The sequence below is a fragment of the Malaciobacter pacificus genome, assembly GCF_004214795.1.
Classification (GTDB): Bacteria; Campylobacterota; Campylobacteria; order Campylobacterales; family Arcobacteraceae; genus Malaciobacter_A; species Malaciobacter_A pacificus.
This window is the reverse complement of the sequence record NZ_CP035928.1, coordinates 1176310-1198601: the sequence shown is the minus strand read 5'-3', so window position 1 is coordinate 1198601 and position 22292 is coordinate 1176310. Positions and strand designations below refer to the sequence as shown.

Annotated in this window: 19 protein-coding genes; 16 read left to right on the top strand and 3 right to left on the bottom strand. The window is 25.6% G+C overall.

What is annotated here, in order from left to right; translation table 11 throughout:
• Position 1: 1 nt before the first annotated feature.
• Positions 2-1495 carry a hypothetical protein gene (locus APAC_RS06065; RefSeq protein WP_228255960.1) on the bottom strand — a complete coding sequence of 498 codons (1494 nt, stop codon included), beginning with the start codon at positions 1493-1495 and terminating at the stop codon, positions 2-4.
• Positions 1496-1579: 84 nt separating this feature from the next.
• Between APAC_RS06065 and thiD the strand changes: the two genes are divergently transcribed.
• From thiD to APAC_RS06020, 9 genes are all read left to right on the top strand, one after another.
• Positions 1580-2338: a bifunctional hydroxymethylpyrimidine kinase/phosphomethylpyrimidine kinase gene (gene thiD / locus APAC_RS06060; RefSeq protein WP_130233261.1), complete on the top strand. Its 759-nt coding sequence runs from the start codon at positions 1580-1582 to the stop codon at positions 2336-2338.
• A 93-nt stretch (positions 2339-2431) separates the two neighbouring features.
• On the top strand, positions 2432-3214 hold the full coding sequence (locus APAC_RS06055) for an SDR family NAD(P)-dependent oxidoreductase (RefSeq protein ID WP_130233260.1): 783 nt from the start codon (positions 2432-2434) through the stop codon (positions 3212-3214).
• 10 nt (positions 3215-3224) lie between these two features.
• Entirely contained in the window at positions 3225-4472 is a 1248-nt protein-coding gene (locus APAC_RS06050) for an MFS transporter (protein WP_130233259.1), read from the top strand.
• A gap of 44 nt (positions 4473-4516) precedes the next feature.
• The gene (locus APAC_RS06045) at positions 4517-5005 is read left to right on the top strand and encodes a lipocalin family protein (protein ID WP_170170126.1); all 489 of its coding nucleotides are present in this window, start codon (positions 4517-4519) and stop codon (positions 5003-5005) included.
• The gene (locus APAC_RS06040) at positions 5002-6240 is read left to right on the top strand and encodes an NAD(P)/FAD-dependent oxidoreductase (protein WP_130233258.1); all 1239 of its coding nucleotides are present in this window, start codon (positions 5002-5004) and stop codon (positions 6238-6240) included. The genes APAC_RS06045 and APAC_RS06040 overlap by 4 nt, the downstream gene beginning before the upstream one ends.
• Positions 6237-6977 (top strand): DUF1365 domain-containing protein, encoded by a 741-nt coding sequence (locus APAC_RS06035; protein WP_130233257.1) that lies wholly within the window; start codon positions 6237-6239, stop codon positions 6975-6977. Before APAC_RS06040 ends, APAC_RS06035 begins: the two co-directional genes overlap by 4 nt.
• A gap of 2 nt (positions 6978-6979) precedes the next feature.
• Positions 6980-8209 (top strand): SAM-dependent methyltransferase, encoded by a 1230-nt coding sequence (locus APAC_RS06030; protein WP_228255959.1) that lies wholly within the window; start codon positions 6980-6982, stop codon positions 8207-8209.
• Positions 8206-8733, top strand: a complete 528-nt coding sequence (locus APAC_RS06025; protein WP_130233256.1) for a DUF3833 domain-containing protein — start codon at positions 8206-8208, stop codon at positions 8731-8733. Before APAC_RS06030 ends, APAC_RS06025 begins: the two co-directional genes overlap by 4 nt.
• A gap of 5 nt (positions 8734-8738) precedes the next feature.
• Positions 8739-9800, top strand: coding sequence for an EAL domain-containing protein (locus APAC_RS06020; protein WP_170170125.1), 1062 nt, complete (start codon positions 8739-8741; stop codon positions 9798-9800).
• A 9-nt stretch (positions 9801-9809) separates the two neighbouring features.
• Here APAC_RS06020 and APAC_RS06015 read toward each other — a convergent pair whose 3' ends face one another.
• The gene (locus tag APAC_RS06015; protein ID WP_130233254.1) at positions 9810-10739 is read right to left on the bottom strand and encodes an AEC family transporter; all 930 of its coding nucleotides are present in this window, start codon (positions 10737-10739) and stop codon (positions 9810-9812) included.
• Between the two features lie 165 nt (positions 10740-10904).
• Here APAC_RS06015 and APAC_RS06010 point away from each other — a divergent pair, with 165 nt between their 5' ends.
• The 7 genes from APAC_RS06010 (at position 10905) to APAC_RS05980 (ending at position 18416) form a co-directional block, all read left to right on the top strand.
• Complete coding sequence (locus APAC_RS06010) at positions 10905-11264, top strand: response regulator (RefSeq protein ID WP_130233253.1); 360 nt, start codon at positions 10905-10907, stop codon at positions 11262-11264.
• Position 11265: 1 nt separating this feature from the next.
• Positions 11266-11883, top strand: a complete 618-nt coding sequence (locus APAC_RS06005) for a chemotaxis protein CheX (protein WP_130233252.1) — start codon at positions 11266-11268, stop codon at positions 11881-11883.
• A 1-nt stretch (position 11884) separates the two neighbouring features.
• Entirely contained in the window at positions 11885-13357 is a 1473-nt protein-coding gene (locus tag APAC_RS06000) for an ATP-binding protein (RefSeq protein ID WP_130233251.1), read from the top strand.
• Positions 13358-13427: 70 nt separating this feature from the next.
• A complete protein-coding gene (locus APAC_RS05995) occupies positions 13428-14816 on the top strand; it encodes a cryptochrome/photolyase family protein (protein ID WP_130233250.1) in 1389 nt (462 codons plus the stop codon).
• Positions 14817-15009: 193 nt separating this feature from the next.
• On the top strand, positions 15010-16374 hold the full coding sequence (locus APAC_RS05990; protein WP_130232179.1) for an IS4 family transposase: 1365 nt from the start codon (positions 15010-15012) through the stop codon (positions 16372-16374).
• A 66-nt stretch (positions 16375-16440) separates the two neighbouring features.
• Positions 16441-17685, top strand: coding sequence for a putative DNA modification/repair radical SAM protein (locus APAC_RS05985; protein ID WP_130233249.1), 1245 nt, complete (start codon positions 16441-16443; stop codon positions 17683-17685).
• Positions 17682-18416, top strand: coding sequence for a TIGR03915 family putative DNA repair protein (locus APAC_RS05980; RefSeq protein ID WP_130233248.1), 735 nt, complete (start codon positions 17682-17684; stop codon positions 18414-18416). Before APAC_RS05985 ends, APAC_RS05980 begins: the two co-directional genes overlap by 4 nt.
• On the opposite strand, the gene APAC_RS05975 is transcribed toward APAC_RS05980, so the two are convergent.
• Positions 18413-22198, bottom strand: a complete 3786-nt coding sequence (locus APAC_RS05975) for a transporter substrate-binding domain-containing protein (protein ID WP_130233247.1) — start codon at positions 22196-22198, stop codon at positions 18413-18415. The two genes, APAC_RS05980 and APAC_RS05975, sit on opposite strands and share 4 nt — an antisense overlap.
• Between the last annotated feature and the right edge of the window lie 94 nt (positions 22199-22292).

The following is a 22292-nucleotide window of genomic DNA, read 5'->3' as shown; positions in this document are numbered from 1 at the left end:
TTTATAGATCTACATCAAAAATATTATCTTTTATTTCATCTTCTGTTAAACTATTGTCTTTTTTAATATTTGTTGGATATTTGATTAAAAGTACTCTTTCCCTTAAATTATCTAATCTATACTTTTTTAAATTGTTTAACAAAGAGTCTGTAACTTTATCAACTGTTATACTACCATTATTAAGCATTTGGGTAATTACTTTTTCAATATTATTTCTCGTTTTTTCAAAAGCCTCTTCTTCATCTGTTAAAGTTACATATTTTTTTTCTAAGTACTTCATAACAAAGTCACCTGGATACTTATAAGTAGCTACGCCATTATAAACATACTTTTGATTTTTAACTTTTGGTAAATAAACTCCTGTAAAAACATGTCCCAATACTACATTTAATCCATCTAATTCTTTTAAAGGATTATGAGAGCAAATGTAATCTTCTTTAACCATAGAAGGAGAGAATTTTAAACTTCCAATATTATTCTGTAATACAATAAAGCTTCCACCAACCTCTTTTGGTGCACCTTTTAAAGATGAAATCTCATTTTTAAAAGCTAAAAAACTTCCTGTGACTTTTTTAGGACATCCTTCAAGGGATGTTAATTGATTATCACTTATATCAAAATCCCCATCAACTTCATTAAACTTTAGAGGCAATTTTACTAGATTTACAAGTTTATCTTTTAGTCTAACATCTTGATGTACATCAACACTATTATCTTTTAAAATAGAAAACTCTTTTATTTCATGTTTTACAAGCCATCTACTAATGTCATCAACATTAGTTAAAGCTACTATTGATTTATAAATATGTGATACTGCATCTGAACCTTTATATTTATATACACCTGTATCTTCTGTAAAAACACTATCAACATGATTCATTCTAACTTCAGTTAATAAATCCCAACCAATTTCATCAGCAACACCATCTAAATCAAATAAAGTATTTCCATTACAAATATAATCACGACCTACACTATTTGGGCCACCTGTAAGTTTATCAAGCAAGTTAAAAGAACAATCAAAATATAATTCAATATATTTTGGACCACCCTTTAAAGATGAAATTTTATTGTGTGAACAATTAAAATAACCCTTTATTGTCCTAGGACTTCCTTTTAATGATGTTATATCATTATTTGAACAATTAAAATAACCTTTCACATCTTTTGGAGCATAAGATAAATTTTTAAGTTTATTATATGAACAATCAAAATCCCCTACTTCTTTAGGTCCATCAAATAATGATTCTAAATTATTTTTAGAACAATTGAAATCTCTAGTTATAATCTCTGGACTTCCTTCTAAAGATACTAACTGGTTATCACTAATATCAAAATAACCATCAACAAGTTTAAATTTTATGGGTAGTTTTTTTTCATTAAGTTTAGAATGCAAATTTACATTACCATGAACAGTAACTTGTAATTTTTCATCAATCAAAAAATTATTTATATTGTGTCTTTCTAGCCACTCCTCTATTTCTATACTATTCATTATTCACCTTAAATTATTTACAAATTAATTGACATTATTTTAACATCTTATTATTATAATTAAAATAAATCTTTTGGAGAAGTAATGAAATCAATATTAATAATAGCAGGAAGTGATAGTGGTGGTGGTGCTGGAATTCAAGCTGATATAAAAGCTAGTCAATTTCACAAAGTATTTGTAACAACTGCAATAACTGCAATAACTGCTCAAAATACACAAGGAGTACAAGGAGTTGTAGCTTTAGAACCTTCATTTGTCCAACTTCAAATAAAATCAATTTTAGATGATTTTGAAATTAGTGCCATAAAAATAGGAATGTTAGGTAACTGTGAACTTATAAATGCAGTATATGAATCTTTAAAACATATAGATATTCCAATAATCTTAGATCCTGTTGCTATTTCAAGAGCTGGTGCAAAACTGATTGAAGATGAAGCTATTGAAAGCTTAAAAAAATTATTTCCAATAGCTACACTAATTACACCAAATAGTCATGAAGCGAAACTCTTTTTTAACGTTGAAAAAGAAGAAGATATTTCAACTGTTAATAACTATGGAACAAATATTTTATTTAAAAATCTTAATAAATACGAAGATAAAACTATAGATGTACTTATAAATAAAAATAAAGAGATTAAAAAGTTTACATCTTTAAAAGCTAATAGCTCCAACACTCACGGCACTGGTTGTAGTTTTAGCTCATCCATTGCATCATTAATAGCTAGAGACTTTACATTGGAAGATTCTATAGAAGTTTCTAAAAACTATATTTATAAAGCTATAAAAAGTGCTCCTAATTTAGGTAAAGGAAATGGTCCAATAAATCATATATTAGTTGATTAAAAAACAATATATCAATACAAAAAAACTTTTTAACATCATATAATTTCTTCAAGTTAGTACAAAACTAGCTTAACTAATTTAAGGTTGTTTATCATGGATAAGATAGTTTGGATAATAGGATCTAGCAGTGGCATAGGTTTTGAACTTGTTAAGCTTTACTTATGTGACGCCAATTGTAAAGTTATTGCAAGCTCTACAAATGCCATTTCAAATACAAAACTAAATGAACTAAAAAGCAAATATCCAAATAGATTAAATTTAGAAAATATCGATGTGTCATGTGAAAAGTCAGTTTCGAGTTGTGTAAATAAAGTTTTCGATACTTTCGGGAAATTAGATATTTGTCTTTATAATGCAGGAGTCTATGAAGTTACAAATTTAAAAAAACTAGATCTTAGCGAATTTGAATCCATGATAAACATTAATTATTTAGGTGCTGTAAGAGTTTTAAAATATTTTTTAGAAAATAAAAAAGACAATAATAAATCAAACGTAATATTTAATGCAAGTTTATCAAGTTATTTTGGACTACCATATGGAGCAGCTTATGGTTCTTCAAAAGCTGCCTTAGTTAATTTTGCCCAATCAATTCAACCTGAATTGAAATTGAATAATATTAATATTCAAATAATTAATCACGGTTTTGTAAAAACTAGATTAACATCAAAAAATGATTTTGATATGCCTCAGTTAATGGAAGCAAATGAAGCAGCAAAAAAGATTTATGATAAATTAAATAAGCCATACACTTTTGAGATTTATTTTCCTTTTATTTTATCAAAAGTTTTACGTTTAATTAGCCTTTTACCATATAGTTTAAGTCTTTTAATTACTAAAAAATTTTTAAAACCTGAAAGCTTAAAAAATAAAGATTAAGATTTAGATTGTGAATAATAACGAAGCCCTAAAAACTAAAGTTTTTTCCTATGGAATATTAGGAATTCCATTAGCTTTTTTAGGGTTTCCTTTATTTATTTATCTACCAAATTTTTATGTGGAATACTTAGGATTTACTTTAAGTAGTGTTGGTATAATACTATTTTTTTCAAGAATAATTGATATGTTTTTAGATCCTATTATAGGTAACTTTACAGATAATTATCTTACAAAAAAAACTATTATTTTATTTTCATATATATTTTTAATTATTGGTATTTATTTTCTTATAAATCCTTTTAGTAAATCTTTGTATTGGCTTTTTATTTTTTCAACTTTAACTTATATATCATACAGCTTTATTTTAATTCCTTATTTAACTTTAAATAGTGAAATAGTAAAAAAAGAACACTTTACTAAACTCTCCTTTTCAAGGGAATTTTTCATAATATTAGGGGTAATTATAGCTCTACTTCTACCTTATATTTTCAATGTTTCACAAAATAGTGAAGATACCTTGAATTTATTACTAAATTTACTATTAATAATTATTCCTATTAGTTTATTTATATTTATTAAAGGTATAGATGAACCCAAAAAACAAAAGAAAAAAGAGCAAAAGTTTATTAAGTATCTTTTAGTTTTTTTTAATAAACATCCTAATAATAAAAAAATTCTATATGCTTTTTTATTAAATAACTTAGCAAATGCACTACCTGCAACACTATTTTTATTTTATGTGAAATATGTATTGAATTTAGAGGAAAAAAGTGGTGAATTTTTACTAATATATTTTTTTAGTTCTATATTTACATTTTTATTTTGGATTAAATTATCAAAAAAATTTGGATTAGAAAATACTTGGATTATCTCTATTTCATTTAGTATTATTGCCTTTAGTTTTGTTCCTTTTTTAAATGAAGGTGATTATCTTTATTTTTTAATGATTTGTATATTTACAGGTATGTGCTTGGGTTCTGATATGGCTATACCAACTTCTATTCAATCATCAATTGCACAAAAGCATAAAAGAATAAAAGGTATTCTATTTGGTTTTTGGGCCATGATTACAAAACTTGCCTTATCACTTGCTGTTTTAATTGCATTTTTGGGACTTGATTACAATTTAGAAAATATTTCAACTGATTCTAACACAAATATAAAATTGATTATTTTATACTCAATAATTCCCATAATATTAAAAATCTTTGCTATTGTTAATATACATAAATATAAAAAGACAAATTATTCCTACTAAAAAATTGATTTTTATTATAAATTTACAATTAAAAGGGGTTATTTGTGAAATTTTTAATATTTATAATTATGTCTTTATCAACACTAAACGCAAATACCTCTTTAATTGATATAAAAAAATTTTCAGGTCTTTGGTATGAAATAGCAAGAATTGACAACTCTTTTCAAACATCTTGCGTAGCATCTTCTGTTGAGTACATTTTAGAAGATGATAAATATGATGTTTATAATAGATGTTTTGATTCTACTTTTGATGGGAAACTCATAGAATACAATGGTTCAGCAACACTTGAAAATAATAGATTAAAAATGAGATATTTTCTTTTTTTTACAGCACAATATAATATAGAATATACAAACAATTATAAAACTGCACTTGTTGTAAATGATGATTACTCAAACGCTTGGATTATGAGTAGAACACCAAGTATTGACAAAAAAGAATTAAACAAAATTTTAAAACTAATAGAAAACAAAATTGATAAATCAAAGCTTATTTTTACAAAATTACATCCAAAAGGAAAATATAAATGAAAATTGCAGTATTAGGTGCAGGAATTAGTGGCTTAGGAAGTGCTTATATTCTAAGTCAAAAACATCAAGTTGATGTATATGAAAGACAGAACAGACTTGGTGGTCATGCACGAACAACTATTTTAGAAGAGGATAATAAAAAATTTGGAGTTGATACAGGTTTTTTAGTATTTAATTATGCAACTTATCCTTTACTTACAAAACTATTTGAACAACTTGATGTAAAAATAGAAAACTCTGATATGAGTTTTGGTTTTTGGGACAAAGATAAAAATATAGCATACAATGGTCAATCTTTAGGTGGTATGTTTTTTCAAAAAAGAAACTTACTAAATCTTGTTCACTATAAAATGATAAAAGATATTTTAACTTTCAATGAAAAAGCAAATGCAGATTTAGTAAACAACTCAAAGGATTTAGACTTAAACCTAGGTGAATATATTGAAGGTTTTGGACAAGCTTTTAAAGATAGATATATTCTGCCTATGGGTGGGGCTATTTGGTCAACTCCAACAGATGAGATGAATAAATTTCCAGCTAGAACTTTTTTAACTTTTTTTAAAAATCATGGTTTACTTGGAGTAGATACTCATCACCAATGGCTTACTGTATCAAATGGAAGTATTAATTATGTAAATAAAATCAAAGAGCATATCAAAGGAAATATATATTTAAATAGTGATGTTATAAAAGTTAGAAGACTAGAAGATAAAGTAATACTTATTCATGAGGATGGGAAAGAATCAACTTATGATAAAGTAGTATTTGCAATGCATGCACCTGATGCTTTAAAAATGATAGAAAACCCTACTTTACAAGAAGTTGAAATATTAAGTGCTTTTAAATATAAAGAAAACCGTGCAGTACTTCATAATGATACTTCAATTTTATATCCAAATAAAAAAATTTATGCAGCATGGAACTATACAACTTCAAGTGAAAACAAAAATGCTGTAACTTTAACATATTGGATAAACACACTACAAAATCTTAAAACAAAAAAAGAGTATTTTGTAACACTAAATGAACCAAGTAATATTAATAAAAAAATAGAAGACATCACTTATGAACATCCACAATTTACAAGATTAGCAATAAAATCACAAAAAAGAAAAGATGAAATCTGTGGTAAAAACAATAGCTATTTTGCAGGGGCTTATTGGAGATATGGATTCCATGAAGATGGACTTTTTAGCGCAAATGAACTAGCTAAAAAATTAGGGTGTGAGCTATGAATTCCCATAAATTATATGAAGGAGAAATTTTTCATAAAAGGTTTCATCCTAAAACAAATAAGTTTAAATACAAATTCTATTTTTTAGATATAAATGTTCATAAATTATCATCTTTAAAAAATAGATATTTTTCCCAAAATAGATTTAACTTATTTTCATTTAATACAAAAGACCACTTTGGAAAATCCGATGATTTTACTAAAAATGCTTATGAATTAATTGAGAAGCTTGGATTAGAAGAACCTGATGAATTAAGATTTGTAACACTTCCTAGAGTATTGAATTTTGTTTTCAACCCAATAAGTGTTTTAATATTAATTAATAATTATAAAATCACTAATATTTTAGCTGAAGTACACAATTACAATGGTGGAAGAGTTATATATCCTATTAAATTAGAAGAAAATAATAATAAATATAAAGGAAGAGTAAAAAAAGACATGTATGTATCTCCATATTTTAAAACTGAAGGTATTTATGAATTTGAACTTAAATACAATCAACACAATTTTGATATAAAAATCGATCTTTATGAAGATGATATTTATAAATTAACAGCGCAAATGAGACTTCAAAGCATGGACTTTAATCAATCAAATAGTTTGAAAATATTTTTTAAATATCTACCTACAAATTTTTTAGTAGTTACAAGAACATATTTTCAAGCTATTAAGCTTTTTATAAAAGGGTTAAAAATTTACTCGCCAAGAGATATTGATAAAGTTAGGAGGTATTAATTATGATAAAAAATATATGGAATAAATATGGACATAAGTTTTTCTCAAAAATTCAAATAGGAAAGCTAAAGGTAACTTACAGCGATGGTACAGTTCAAACTTATGGACAAAAAGATTTAAATGAGCAAATAGAATTACATATCATAAATAGCAAGTTTTTTTACAGAGTTGCTCTTTATGGAGATATAGGTTTTGCAGAGAGTTATATAGATGGAGATTTTGAGACATCAAATCTTACAAAACTAATAGAGTTAGCACTATTAAATGCATCATATTTAGGAACAACTAGTGATAATGAAAAGAATAAACTAATAAATCTTTTTCCAGTTTTTAATAAAATAAAACACTCATTAAGAAAAAATTCAAAAACAAATTCAAGAAAAAATATTTCTGCACATTATGACTTATCAAATGATTTTTACAAACTAATGTTAGATGAAACTATGATGTATTCAAGTGCAGTTTATACACATAAAGATGAAACTTTATATGAAGCACAAAAAAACAAAATAGAAAGATTAGCTAATAAACTAAATGTTAAAGAAGGTTCAAAAGTACTTGAAATAGGTTCAGGTTGGGGAGCTATGGCACTGCATTTAGCAAATGAAAAAAAATGTGATGTAACAACTGTTACTTTAAGTGCTGAGCAAAAAAAGCTTTGTGAAGATAGATTTAAAAATCACAGTGTTGAAGATAAAATTGATATTTTATTAAAAGATTATAGAGATTTAGATGGTAAATTTGATGCAATAATTGCAGTTGAGATGTTTGAAGCTGTTGGAAAAGAGTATTTTCATATCTTCTTTAAAAAATGTCAAGAGTTACTAAAACCAAATGGTGTACTAGTTCTTCAAGTAATTACAATGCCAGATCAAAGATATAAAGATTATGCAAAAGGAACTGACTTTATTCAAAAATATATTTTCCCAGGAGGTCATCTGCCTTCAGTTTCAAAAGTTTTAGAAATTACATCTAAACATACAAGATTTAATCTTCATCATTTAGAAGAGTTTACTGAAGATTATGCAAAAACATTAAATGTTTGGCATAAAAATTTTGAAGATAAACTTGATAAAGTAAAGAACTTAGGTTTTGATGATTATTTTATAAAAATGTGGAGAATGTATCTAAACTACTGTGAAGCAGCATTTTTAACAAGGAACATAGGACTTCATCAATTTGTATTTACAAGGGATCAAAATATTCATCTAAATAGAGGCTTAACAGCATGAAAAACTTACTTTTGATAATCAGTTTAATATTTATATTTACAGGATGTAGTAACATGAAAATAGAAGATTTCAATAACACAAAACCAGAGTTTATTCCACAAGAGTACTTTAATGGAAAACTAAGAGCCTATGGATTAGTAAAAAATAGAAGTGGAGAGATTATTAGAACATTTAAAGGTACTATGGTTGGGTCTTGGGATAAAAATGGAATTGGCACACTTGATGAGTATTTTATATATGATGATGGTGAAGAAATGAAAAGAGTTTGGACTTTAAAGCCAAATGGAGAAAAAACATTTATAGCAACTGCTGATGATATAATTGGAGAAAGTCCAATGATAGCAAATGGTAATACTGTAATGTTAGATTATATCATGAGAACACCATACAAAGATGGAACTATTGATTTAAGTGTAAGAGATTGGCTACATCTACAAGATGATGGAGTTATCATAAATCACTCAAAAATGAAAAAGTTTGGATTTGTAGTTGGGGAGTTAGTTATAACAATTATTAAGGATTAAACATGATGAATTGTAAATGCAAGGATATATTTTATATAAGTGAACAGAAAAGTAAAATCCATTTTATTTCTCAAGTTAATGAATTAATATTAAAATCATCAAAAATTTTAAATAAATTAGGTATATCTTTTGAAAACAATGGAAATATAATTAGTTTTGATTTTAAAAATCCTAGAGAGTTTTTTCAAGAAAATATTGATTGTTTAAGTTATAGTTATAATGATTTAGAAAAGGATGAAATTAAAATTTTTATTGAGAATGAAAACAATAAATTAAGTTTAACTAATATTTTACAAACTAAACCTTTAAGTAGATATTTAAACTTTATCAGTGATAAAAACTTCTTTGACATTATAGAAAATAGCAGTTTAACTGCACATTTTCAGCCTATAATTGATATTAAAACAAATGAAATTTTTGCTTATGAATCATTAATTCGTGGAGTTAAAGCAAATGGTGAATTAATGTATCCTGATGAACTCTTTATGAAATCAGCTAGGAATGATATGAATTTTAGACTTGATAAGCTGTGTAGAGAAACTGCTCTTAAAACAACTGCTGTTAAAAAAATTAATGCTAAAGTATTTATTAATTTTTTGCCAACTTCAATATATGATCCAGAGTTTTGTTTAAACTCAACTGTAAAGTGGGCTAAGCAATTGGAGTTTGATCCTAAAAATATAGTTTTTGAAGTTGTTGAAACTCAAAATGTAAAAGATAAAGAACACTTAAAAACTATATTAAATTATTATCGTTCTAAAGGCTTTTTAATAGCACTTGATGATGTAGGAGAAGGATACTCTTCACTAAATATGATTATTGATATAAAGCCTGATATTATCAAAGTAGATAGAAATATAATAAGTAATATAAATAAAGATACTATGAAAAAATCTATTTATAAAGCACTTCATACAATTTGTAGAGAAAATGATATTAAGCTCTTAGCAGAAGGGATAGAAAATCCTTATGAACTTGAAACAGTAAAAGAGATTGGAGTAGATTATGCTCAAGGTTACTATTTTGCTAAACCTACTTCAGAAATTATTAGAAAGATAAATATCTAATTTATCTTTCTAAAACCCACCATATAAATAGATAAATAGTGGTATAGTAATAACTGATACAACCGTACTTAAAAATACAGCTAAACTAGCTTTTTCTGGTTTTGCATTTAGTAAAACTGCTAAAGTAACTGTATTTCCCGCTAATGGAACAATTGCAAATAAAAATAACACTTTATATAAATCTTCATTTAAAAGCATAAAAATAGTTCTATCTAAATAAATTACTCCTAAAATTGCCAATGGCCAGAAGATAAACTTTAAGAAGTATGTAATACTAATAAATTTAATATCAAAGTTTCCTTCAGAGTTTTTAAGACCCATAAGTCCCATACCAAGCATCATCATTCCTAAAATTCCATATGCACCTTTAAATTGTGCAGTATATGAACTAATAACTTCAGGTATTTCAAAGCCTGCTAAATTTAGGGCAATTCCTAAAATAAATGCATATAAAATAGGAAGTCTTGACATCTTTTTTAAAGCTTCTTTTACTGTGAAATTTCCCTTTGCTGTTACATAAAATCCTGTTGTACTTTCATATAAAAGTGAAGCTAAAACAGTAAAAATATAAATATCAGCAAGCCAAGGTGGGAAAAAGATAATAGCTAAAGGAATACCAAAATATCCAGTATTTCCCGTACCTGCACTAAAAGCTAATATATTTCCTGTTGGATCATTCCAATGATTTTTAAATATAGCTAGGGCTGAAAAAGCAATGATTGAACAAAATATAAATAAAAAAATTGGTAAAAAAGCAACTGCAAAATCAATCTTAACACTAAGTGTTGCAGAGAAAACTACAATTGGTCCTAAAATATATATAAGTAAAGTTGCAACTGATTCTCTTTGTACTTTTAAATATTTTGAAGATAAGAAACCTAATATTACATTTATATATATTGGAAATACTTTTAAAAGTATTATAAAAAATAGATTCATTTACTTTATCCTTGCATTGTTAAGGAGATATTATAATATTTATAATATCAAATTGTACTTTTATAAAAACAAAATTAAAAATTAAACATAAAATAAACCAAAAATCAATAATTTCATATCATTTTTTTGATAGAATGTCACTTTTATTTTTAAATAGGGATTTATATGAAGATTTTAATTACAGATGATACAAAGATAGCAAGGAAAATGGTAATAAAAACATTAAATGAAATTTTAGACAAAAAAGATTTTGAAATAATTGAAGCTTGTAATGGAAAAGAGGCTGTAGAATCTTATCAATTATATAAACCGAATTTAACTTTTTTAGACTTAACAATGCCTGTAATGGATGGATTTGAAGCTTTGGAAAAAATCAAAGAAATTGATGAAAACGCTACAGTTATAATAATATCAGCTGATATTCAAAAAAACTCTATAGAAAAAGCTAGAGAATTAGGTGCAACAAGCTTTATAAAAAAACCTATTGATGCAGCAAAATTGAATCAAATTATAGAAAAGATTTAACATGAATTTAGAAATAAGTTTAACTGAAGATGAAATAGATTGTTTACAAGAACTAATGAATATAGCATATGGTTCAGCAACAGCAGCAATTGCAGATATTTTTGATGCTTTTGCAACATTAACTATTCCTAGAATCAAAATTTTAAATCTTAGTGAACTAAAAAATTATCTAAAAGATGAACTTGATTTAGAATCTGAGCACTTTGTCTCACTACAAGAAATCAATGGTTCATTAAATGGTGAAAATATGTTTGTAATAGATAGAGAATCTGCTACTAATGTTGCCCTTAAATTTGGTTTAGATGATGATGAAATTAATGATTTAGAAATATCAGATATTATATTAGAAATAACAAATATCTTATCATCTTCAACTATTGGTAAACTAGCGGAAGATATACAAAGTAATGTATCATTTTCTCCACCAAGTATAAAACTTATAAATAGCGTAGATGACTTAAATAATGATTTTATTAATAATTACGAAAAGGTTATTATTATTTCAACAAGATTAATTTTTGAAGATTTAAATATAGATGGAGAACTTCTTATTTTAACTACTGATAACTCTATTTTATTAATAAAAGAAAAACTAAACAATATAATCGATAGCTTTTAAAATGAATAAGAACAAATATGATGTAATATGTAATACTGTTGATAATGGGATAATAGTATTAAATAAAAAACTTGAAGTAAAATTTTGGAATAGATGGTTAGAGATTAGAACAAAAATTAGTGCTGATGATATAGTTGGTAAAACTATTACAGATGTTTACCCAAATATCAATGGAAAAAAACTTCTAAGAAAAATTGTTACAGCTTTAACATTAAAATCAACTACTTTTTATACATCTCAAGTAAATGAAAATTTAATCGAAATAGAATTAAATAAAGTAACTGACAAAGTTTTCAAAAATATGCAACAAAATATTACTATAACTCCTTTAGATTATGACGAAGAGTTGGTAATAGTTTATATTTATGATACAACTTTATTATCAGAAATAAACTTGAAACTAAAACAACAAAATGAGAAAATTGAAGAAAAAAACAGTCAATTAAATCTGCTTTTAAATACAACTATGGAAGCTATTGTTTTATTAAGAGATAAAAAAATTATTGATTGTAATGATACAGCAGTTAAATTTTTTGGTTTTAAAGATAAAAAAGAGTTTATTAATCAAGGAATTGAAAAACTTCATTTAAATTGTGAACTTTTAAACACACAAACTGAAAAGCCAATTGAAATAAAGTTGGATTTAAAAAAACAAACCTATGCACTTTTAAATGTTAAACAAACAAATTTTAATAATCAAATATGCAAAATTATTTCACTATTAGATATAACTGAACTAAAAAACAAGGAAATTTTACTACAAGAACAAAGTAAATTAGCATCAATGGGTGAAATGTTAAGCAATATCGCCCACCAATGGAGACAACCATTAAGTATAGTATCTGTTGCAGCTTCAAGTACTAAAATAAAACAACAACTCAATCAACTTGATGATGATTTTTTATTAAATTCAATGAATAAAATTGTAGAAACAACTGAACATTTATCTAACACAATAGAAGTTTTCAGACAATTTTTAAAAGATGATAAAGAAAAAACAAACTTTAATATTTCTGAAAATATTGATAAAAATTTATCAATAATTGAATCTGTTTTAATTGAAAATAAAATTAAGATAATAAAAGAGTATGAAGATATTTTTATCACAAATTACTATAATGAATTTAGCCAAGTTATTATGAATATTTTAACTAATGCAAAAGATGCATTTATTACAAATCATAGAGACGAACAAATTATTATTATAAAACTAGAAAAAGTAAATAATAGTATAGTTATTTCGATACTAGACAATGCAGGGGGAATTAAAGACTCTATAATTAATAGAGTTTTTGAACCTTATTTCACAACAAAACACACTTATCATGGTACGGGATTAGGTTTATACATGTCCCATAAAATAATTAAAGATAGTATGAATGGTAATATTTCAGTATCAAACAAAAATTTCGAATTTAATAATAAACATTATAAGGGAGCTTGTTTTCAAATAGAATTTAAACAAGAAGAGTAAAATATCTATTAAGTAACTAAAATACAAAAAATTACTACAAAATAATCCAAAATTACTATAAATTTAAATTATGAAAATATTTATAATTTATCCTAATCAACTATTCAAAGATATAACAAAATTAAAAAATAAAAAAGTACTTCTAATTGAAGAGCCTCTATTTTTTACTCAATATGAGTTTCATATACAAAAATTAGTACTGCATAGAGCTAGTATGAAATTTTATGAAGAGTATTTAATTAAAAATGGAGTTATAGTTGAATACTTTGAAGATGAGAGTTATTTAGGTAAATATAAAAATGAAGAGATTTTTATATATGAACTTTTTGATAATTATTTAGAAAAAAAAATTTATACAAACTTTTTAAATATAACTACACTAAAAAATCCAAACTTTATAAACCCAAATGATAAAAACAAGTTCATGCATAAGTTTTATATAAATAGAAGAAATGAACTAAATATATTTATGGAAAATGGCAAACCACTTCACGGAAAATATAGTTTTGATAGTGAAAACAGAAAGAAGCTACCAAAAGATATTAAAGTTCCCCCTACTTTGTCTTATGAAAACAAATATATCACTGAAGCCAAAGAATACTGTAAAAAGTTTAAAACAGTAGGTGTATTAAATGATGATTTTTACTCCCCTACTACTTATGATGAAGCATCACTTCAACTTGAATATTTTATAAAAGAGAAGTTTGAGTTATTTGGGGATTATCAAGATGCTATAACTAGCGATAAATCTCATCACTTTTTATTTCACTCAAATATCTCTTCTAGTTTAAATATAGGATTAATTGATTTAAATGAGCTAATAGACAAAATCATAAATGCCCCTGCTCCTTATAATGCAAAAGAAGGTTTCATAAGACAGATTATTGGTTGGAGAGAGTTTATGCTAAGAATCTATCAAGACTCTCATGTGAGTTTACGAAACTCCAATTTCTTTGAATTTAAAAACTCAATGCCAAAAGAGATATTAAATGCATCAACTGGTATTGCACCACTTGATGATTGTGTAAAAAAGCTTAAAAAAAGTGCTTATAATCATCATATAGAAAGACTTATGATACTTGGAAATCTTTTTTTACTACTTGAAATTAAACCAAATGATGTTTATGAATTTTTTATGAGATATTACATCGATGCATATGATTGGGTAATGGTAGGAAATGTGTATGGGATGAGTGGTTTTAGTGATGGTGGAAGTATTACTACAAAGCCTTATATTGCTAGTTCTAATTATATAATAAAGATGAGTGATTATAAAAAAAGTGAGAGTTGGTGTGAGATTGTAGATGCTTTATATTGGAGGTTTTTACTTGTGCATTCGCCAAAATTTGAACAAAATCCAAGAATGAAAATGCAAATAAGTTTACTAAAAAAAATGGATGAACAAAAGCTATCAAAACATCTTTTAATAGCAAATGATTTTTTAAGAAAATTAACTTAACTTTCGCACGTTAAATTGATTAAAATTGTAGCTAAATCTCCCTAAAACATTACTCCTTTAGTTAATAATCTTATCCTTGTTGACATAAAAATAATTTAGTTGTTTTTCTATGATATTTTTCTATTTTGAACTCTCAATAAAGCCCTTAAATAGGCACTTTTAGCTATAATATCTATTATATTAAAGGGTAAGAATGCAGATAGAATCCAAGATCATCGGTATTATAAACGATAAGTTAAAAAATCCAATCTATGAAACATTACGTTTGTTAAATATGAAAACTATTTTAACCAAGAGCAATTTTTCTAAAAAAGAGGGAGTTGCTGTTCATATGGTTGTATTACATTTTGTATATATGCTGGTTATGAATAAAAAAATATCAACCTTTATGGATCAAAGTAATGATAGTTTCAAAAAAGATGTATATTATCGATTACTTTCCAATACTTCTTATAATTGGAGAAAACTATTATCTCTTAGTTCTTTAAAGATCTTATCACTACTTCATAAAGTGCAAGATTCAAAGCTAGTAAGAGTTCTTATACTTGATGATACTGTTGAAGATAAAGTTGGTAAAAATATAGAGGGAAGTTGTGACAACCTTTGGAGCAATAAAGCAAAGAGAAAAATCAGAGGTGTAAATGTTGTATCACTAAACTATAGTGATGGTTATTCAAATTTTATGTTGGACTTTGCAATTGCTATGAACAGTTATGCAAGGGTAAAGATAGAAGAGTTTACAAATATTATTGATCATCGAACCAATGCACATAAGCGAAGATTGGAAAGCTTAAAAGGGAAATCACAAATTGCTATAGAGATGATTAAAAGAGCAGTAGCTAGTGGTATATATGCAGATTATCTGCTTGTAGATAGCTGGTATTCTAAACCTGTATTTATAGAAACTATGAATGAACTTGGATTGCAAGTCATTTCAAGAATGGTAAACAATGACAGGATATGGAATTTTACAGGAGAGAAAAAGACCCTTGATGGCATCTATAACAAATTTAAAAAGCTTAAATCTATCAAGATGGGTCAATATGGCAAAAAGATAAAGTTTGAGTATTTTTCAACCATAGTTGAACATAAAAAAGCTGGTAAATTAAAAATTGTTTTTATAAAAACAAAAGAGAATTTAATACCAATCGTATCAACCAATCTTATACTTAGTGATGAAGAGATTATAGATATTTATAAAAGACGATGGGATATAGAACAAGGGTATAAAGAACTTCGTGAACACTTTGGATTCGGAAAAGAAGAGAATCGAATCTATGAAGCTTTGATAGCCAGAATTACACTATCTTTTTTTACATACAATGTTGTTAGCTATATAAATCGTATCAGCAATGAACCTAAAACAATTGGTGGATTGTTTAAAGATTTAGAATGTGAACTTCATACTCTAGCAATAGCTATGCAAGCATTTTTAGCTATTTTAGATGAGATTGCAAAAATTGAAGAAGTTGTCAATAGAAATGAGGATTTTACAGCTATCATTGATCTATTAAGAGATGTGACTGGAAAATTGCTTGGTTTTAGGTGCGAAAGTTAAGAAAATTAAATCTTACAAAATGACATAAAATCAAAGATTTGTAAAATTTTTATATAAGATACTAAAATGAGAAAAGATATATATGAAAAAATGGAAATACTTAGTAACAGTGCTAAATATGACGTTTCATGTAGTTCAAGTGGCGTTGAGTCAAACTATAAAAAAGGAGAGTTAGGAGCAACCCATAGTAGTGGAATCTGTCATACATATACTTCAGATGGTAGATGTGTTTCACTATTAAAAGTTCTACTTACAAATTACTGTATTTATGATTGTGCTTATTGTATAAATAGAGTATCAAATGATATTCCAAGGGCTGCATTTAGTCCAAGAGAACTAGCTGATATTACAATAAACTTTTATAAAAGAAACTATATAGAAGGTCTTTTTTTAAGTTCTGGAATCATCTCAAATGAAGACCATACTATGACTTTAATTTTAAGAACTCTAAAAATTCTAAGAAATGAGTATAAATTTAATGGCTATATACATGTAAAATTAATCCCTGGTGGAAGTATGGAATTAGTAGAAGAAATTGTAAAATTAGCAAATAGAGTTAGCTCTAACATAGAACTTCCAAGTGATAAAAGCTTAAAACTACTAGCGCCAAATAAAACAAAAGCAAGTGTACTGCAACCACTTAAATATGCAAGAGATATAAGCTTAGAGCGTGAAAGAAAACCTATAGGTATGAGTACTCAACTAATAGTTGGTGCAACTCCTGAAAGTGATAAAGATATATTAAAACTAAGTTCTGTTTTGTATGATAAAGGACTTTTAAAAAGAGTATATTATAGTGCATATATTCCTGTAAATGATAAAAATAAACTATTACCTTCAACTATCACAAAGCCACCACTTTTAAGAGAGCATAGGCTTTATCAAGCTGATTGGTTACTTAGATTTTATGATTTTACTTGGGATGAAATAGTTAGTGATGAGTTTCCAAATTTAGATGAAGAGGTTGATCCTAAAACATCTTGGGCATTAAACAATTTAAAGTACTTTCCTATGGAAGTAAACACTGCAAGTAAAGAAGAACTTCTTAGGGTTCCAGGAATTGGAGCAAGAGGTGTTATGAAAATACTTAGTGCTAGGAGATTCAAAAGACTTACATTTGATGATTTAAAGAAGTTAAAAATTTCTATAAAAAGAGCAAAATACTTCATAACATGTAATAAAGAGTTCCAAAAACAAGTACCTTTTTATAGAGAAAATATCAAAGCAGCACTTACAAAACCAGAACCTAAAAAGATTCATCAACCAAGTCTATTTGACCTACAATATAGTAATATCACAGGTGAATTATGATTTTAATATACGATGGCAGTTTTGAAGGTTTTTTAAGCCTTGTTTATGAGGTATATTATAAAAAATTGCAGCCAACTAGAATATATAAAAAACTTCCAAATGAACTAATTCTTGAAGAACTAATTGAGATAGAAACTTCAAAAAAAAGTAGTATCAAAGTGTTAGCAGCAATAAAAGAGAAGTTTCCCAAAAAAGCACTTGAAAAAATTTTAAATATCTTTTTATGTGATACAAGAGAATTTGAACTTGATTTACTTCACTACATCATACTTGGATTTAAAAATCCAAAAGATTTATTTAATATCAATATTAAGACTATATTTAACTTAAGAGCCTTAGAAAAAGAGCTTTTCTCACTAGTTCATAGAATGTATGCCTATGCTAGATTTGAAGAGCTTGAAGATGGAACATTATATGCCAAAATTGATAGTAAGTTTAATGTACTTCTTTTCTTAGCAAGACATTTTATGAAAAGGTTCAATAACCAAAATTTCATAATCCATGATGTAAAAAGAAAACTTGCATTTATCAAAAATAAAGATTATATTCAAGTTCAAGAAGTAGCTAGTTTTGAAACTCCAAAATTTAGTGAAAATGAAGAAAAATTTCAAAAATTATGGAAAAGTTTTTTTAATGCTGTTTCCATAAAAGAGAGAGAAAATCTAAAACTACAACAAAACCAAGTTCCACTTTATTATAGAACTTATATGAGTGAATTTTTAAATAATTAATCTATAAACTCAACCTTATTTCTTCCTTTTTGTTTAGCTAAATAAAGTGCACTATCAGCTCTTTCAATTATTTTATTAGAATTATCACCATTTTTTGATAATGTTACTCCAAAACTACAAGTTTTAAAACCAATATCTTCTATAGGGGTTGATTCTATTATTTTTCTAAGTTTTTGAGAGAAGTAAACTATATCCTCTTTTGTAGTTTCAGTGACAATTATAACAAACTCTTCTCCTCCCCATCTTCCTAATATGTCTGTTTGTCTTATGTTATTTCTTATAACATCTACAATCGATACTAAAACATTATCTCCAACATTATGACCAAACTCATCATTTACAGATTTAAAATAGTCTACATCAACAATAATTAAACCAAAAGATTGTTTTGTTCTTGCAAATCTTAATAATTCATATTTTAAAACTTCATCAATTTTGTGGCGATTATAAATATTTGTAAGTTTATCAGTTATTGATATTTTTTCTAGTTCTTCATTTTTTAATTCTAACTCTTTTTGTAGTTCTTTTAAATTATTTAATGCTTTTTGAGTTTTTCTTTTTTCATTATAAAGCTTATTAATCATAAAGACTGAAACAAAAATTATAACAACTACTATAAGAAGATATTTTATTAATGACGAATAGTCTACAGATTGTTCAAATTTTACATGAAACCACTGATTATATGCATCTTGTATCTCTTTTTGAGTTATTAAATTTAAAGCTTTTTGCATAATTGATTTTAAAAATACTTCATCATTACGTGTACCAATTGATAAATCCCAAACTAAATCAGATTTTCCAGAAATCTTAATATCTACATAGTTATATTTCTGGATATTATATGCAACAGATACCAAGGTATCAATAAAGGCATAAACTTCACCTTTTTTTAATAACTCTAAACCTTCTTGAATAGATTCAACTTCTATAAACTCTTTATTAGGGAATCTAACTTTTAAAATATCTGAGATTGCATAATTTCTAACTAATGCAATTTTTTTATCTATTATAGAATCAATTTTATCTATATACATTTCACTATTTAATGTTGCAATTACAAAAGGATATCTTAAGTAAGGTTTTGTGAAATCTAAATATATACTTCTACTTTCTGTTTTCATAATTAAAGAAACAATATCACATTCCCTTTGCTCAATCTTAATTAAACTCTCAGTCCAATTCTTAGTTGGTTTTAATTGAATATTTAAACCTGTTTTATCTTTTATTAAATTAATTATATCTGCTGCAATACCTTGATGTTTACCATTATTAATTGATTCTAAAGGCATCCAATTTGGATCAACACACATATTAATAACTTTTTTATTATTTAAATACTCTTTTTCTTCAGAAGTTAAATATAGAAAATCTAATTCACTTTGTCTATTTCCAAACCACTTTTTTTCTAAATCATTCAACTCTTTTACACTTATACTTTCAATTGCTTTATTTAAAATATCACTTAATACACTCATATTTTCTTGTACTAAAAAATGATAAGATGAAGGTTGATTATTATTAAATTTTCTAAACCATGATGAGATTTTAAGATTATAATATCCATACTTTTTTATACTATATTTTGCAGTTAAATCGTCTATTATTGCAGCATCTGCCTCACCATTTGATACTGCACTTAAAATTGATTCTAAAGAGTCTAAAACTAATAGTTTTATTTTCGGATGGTTTTTATACAAATACTTTTCTATTGACCAATTTTTTCCAACAGCTACAATTTTATTTTCTAAATCATCAATATCATTTATATCTGGGTTATCAATTCTTGTTATAAACTTACTTCTAAACCAAACATAAGGCTTAGAATAAATTCCTAATTTTGAACGTTCACTTGTTTTTGAAAGAGTATGTAAAATATCAATTTTTCTATCTTTAAACATTTCAAGAAGTTCATTCCATTTATAACCATTTATAAATTCAAACTCTAGTCCTGTTTTATTTGAAATAAGTTTTAACATATCAATACTATATCCAACAGCTTGATTATCTAAAGTAAAATCAAAAGGTGGATAGTCTATTTCATTACTAACTGTTATAACTGGTTTTTTTGATATGAACTCTTTTTCAGTTTCAGATAAATTTATTTTTTCAACAACATTTAAATTATTATAAAGCCATTTAGAAGCTAAATCTCTTCTTTTTGAAACACTTAAATTTTTAATACCCTTATTTATTAAAGAGTTCAAAATTGGTTTATCTTTATTTACTACAAATATAAAATTATGATATTTATCAACTTTTGGATTAAAAATAGTATAAATCTTTTTTAAATTTATATATCCATTTTTATCTATAATATAATCAATCACTATATCTGATTCTACAGTTGCATCTGCTTTCCCACTTGCAACGGCATTTACAGCCTCTTGCATATTTTCAACTATTAAATGATTAAATTCAATTCCATTTTCAATTAAAAAATCTAAATAAGAATAATCCTTAGGTAAAGCTATTGTTTTTCCACTTAAATCGTATGCATTTGTAATCTCATTATAACCTTTTCTAACTAATATAATATCTTGTGCACTTAGATATGGAATTGATGTATTTGCTTTTTTTTCATATTTATTGGATTGAAATACTGAAGTTAATATATTTACTTCATTTTTTAAAAAATCATTGACTGCATTATGCCATTTGTCATAAGGTTTAAATTTAAGTTTAAAACCATACTCTTCTAAAATCATTTTAATTAAATCTACACTATATCCAGTTGACTCACCATTTAATAAAAAATCTAAAGGAGCATAAGAATTATCGCTTCCTATAATTATTTCAGGATTATCTTTAATGAATTTTAATTCTTCTATTGTTAATAAACTATTACTTATATTATTTGGATAAATCATTGATGAGATATTTCTTTGTTTATCAGCTAAACCAAGTTCGATATATAGTTTAGCCATTTTGTTTAATTTATCTTCTTCAACTTTTCCTAGTTCATAATATTTTGAAAGTATAAACTTCTGACTTTCAATGGCTTCAAAAAGAAGTGCATCTTTTGTTTTATTTTGACTATTATATTTTGAATATAAAATATCTACAGTTTCATTTATATTATCAATTGCATACTTCCAACCTCTTGTAGATGCTTTTATGAAATCATTAACCAATTTTGGATTTTGTTTAGAAAATGCATCAGATGTAAAAAGATTAATATCTGAAAACTCAACACCATAATTACTTGGGTCTAAAATATTATAGGGAGTAGAATTTTTAATAAAATTATATGTTTCATTTGTCAAAAATATTGAAATTGCATCAATTCCATCAAAATCAACTTTTTTGAAGTCTGGATCTATGATATTAATACTCTCTCTTTTTATATCAAACATATTGAACATTTGCTGATAATTAGCACTATTTGCATCATACTCATGTACCATTATAGTTTTACCTATTAAGTCAGAAGGTATTTTTATTTCTGGTCTTGTGATAAGTGCTAAAGGTGAACGCTTAAAGTAGTTTGCTAGAATTACAATATCTTGTCCATTTAAAAATTCAGAAATTATTGAAGAGTTCCATATTCCAAACTCTTTGTTTCCATCAATAACCTCTTTTACTAAGTTCATTCCTGGCTCAAACTCTATAAAATCTACATCTATCCCAAGTTCTTCATAAAAGCCTTTTTCTTTAGCCATTATAAAACCTGCAAATTCATATTGAAACTTCCATTGCAGTTGTAACTTAACCTTTGTTAGTTTGTTATCAGCAAATAAAGTTGTGAAAAAAATAATTAAAAGTAATACTAATTTTAGCAAACAGCTCTCCCTATTCTCTAAGATATTGATTATACTATTTTTTATTTATAATTACAACAAAATAATAAATTAAAATATTTTATAAATTTACATT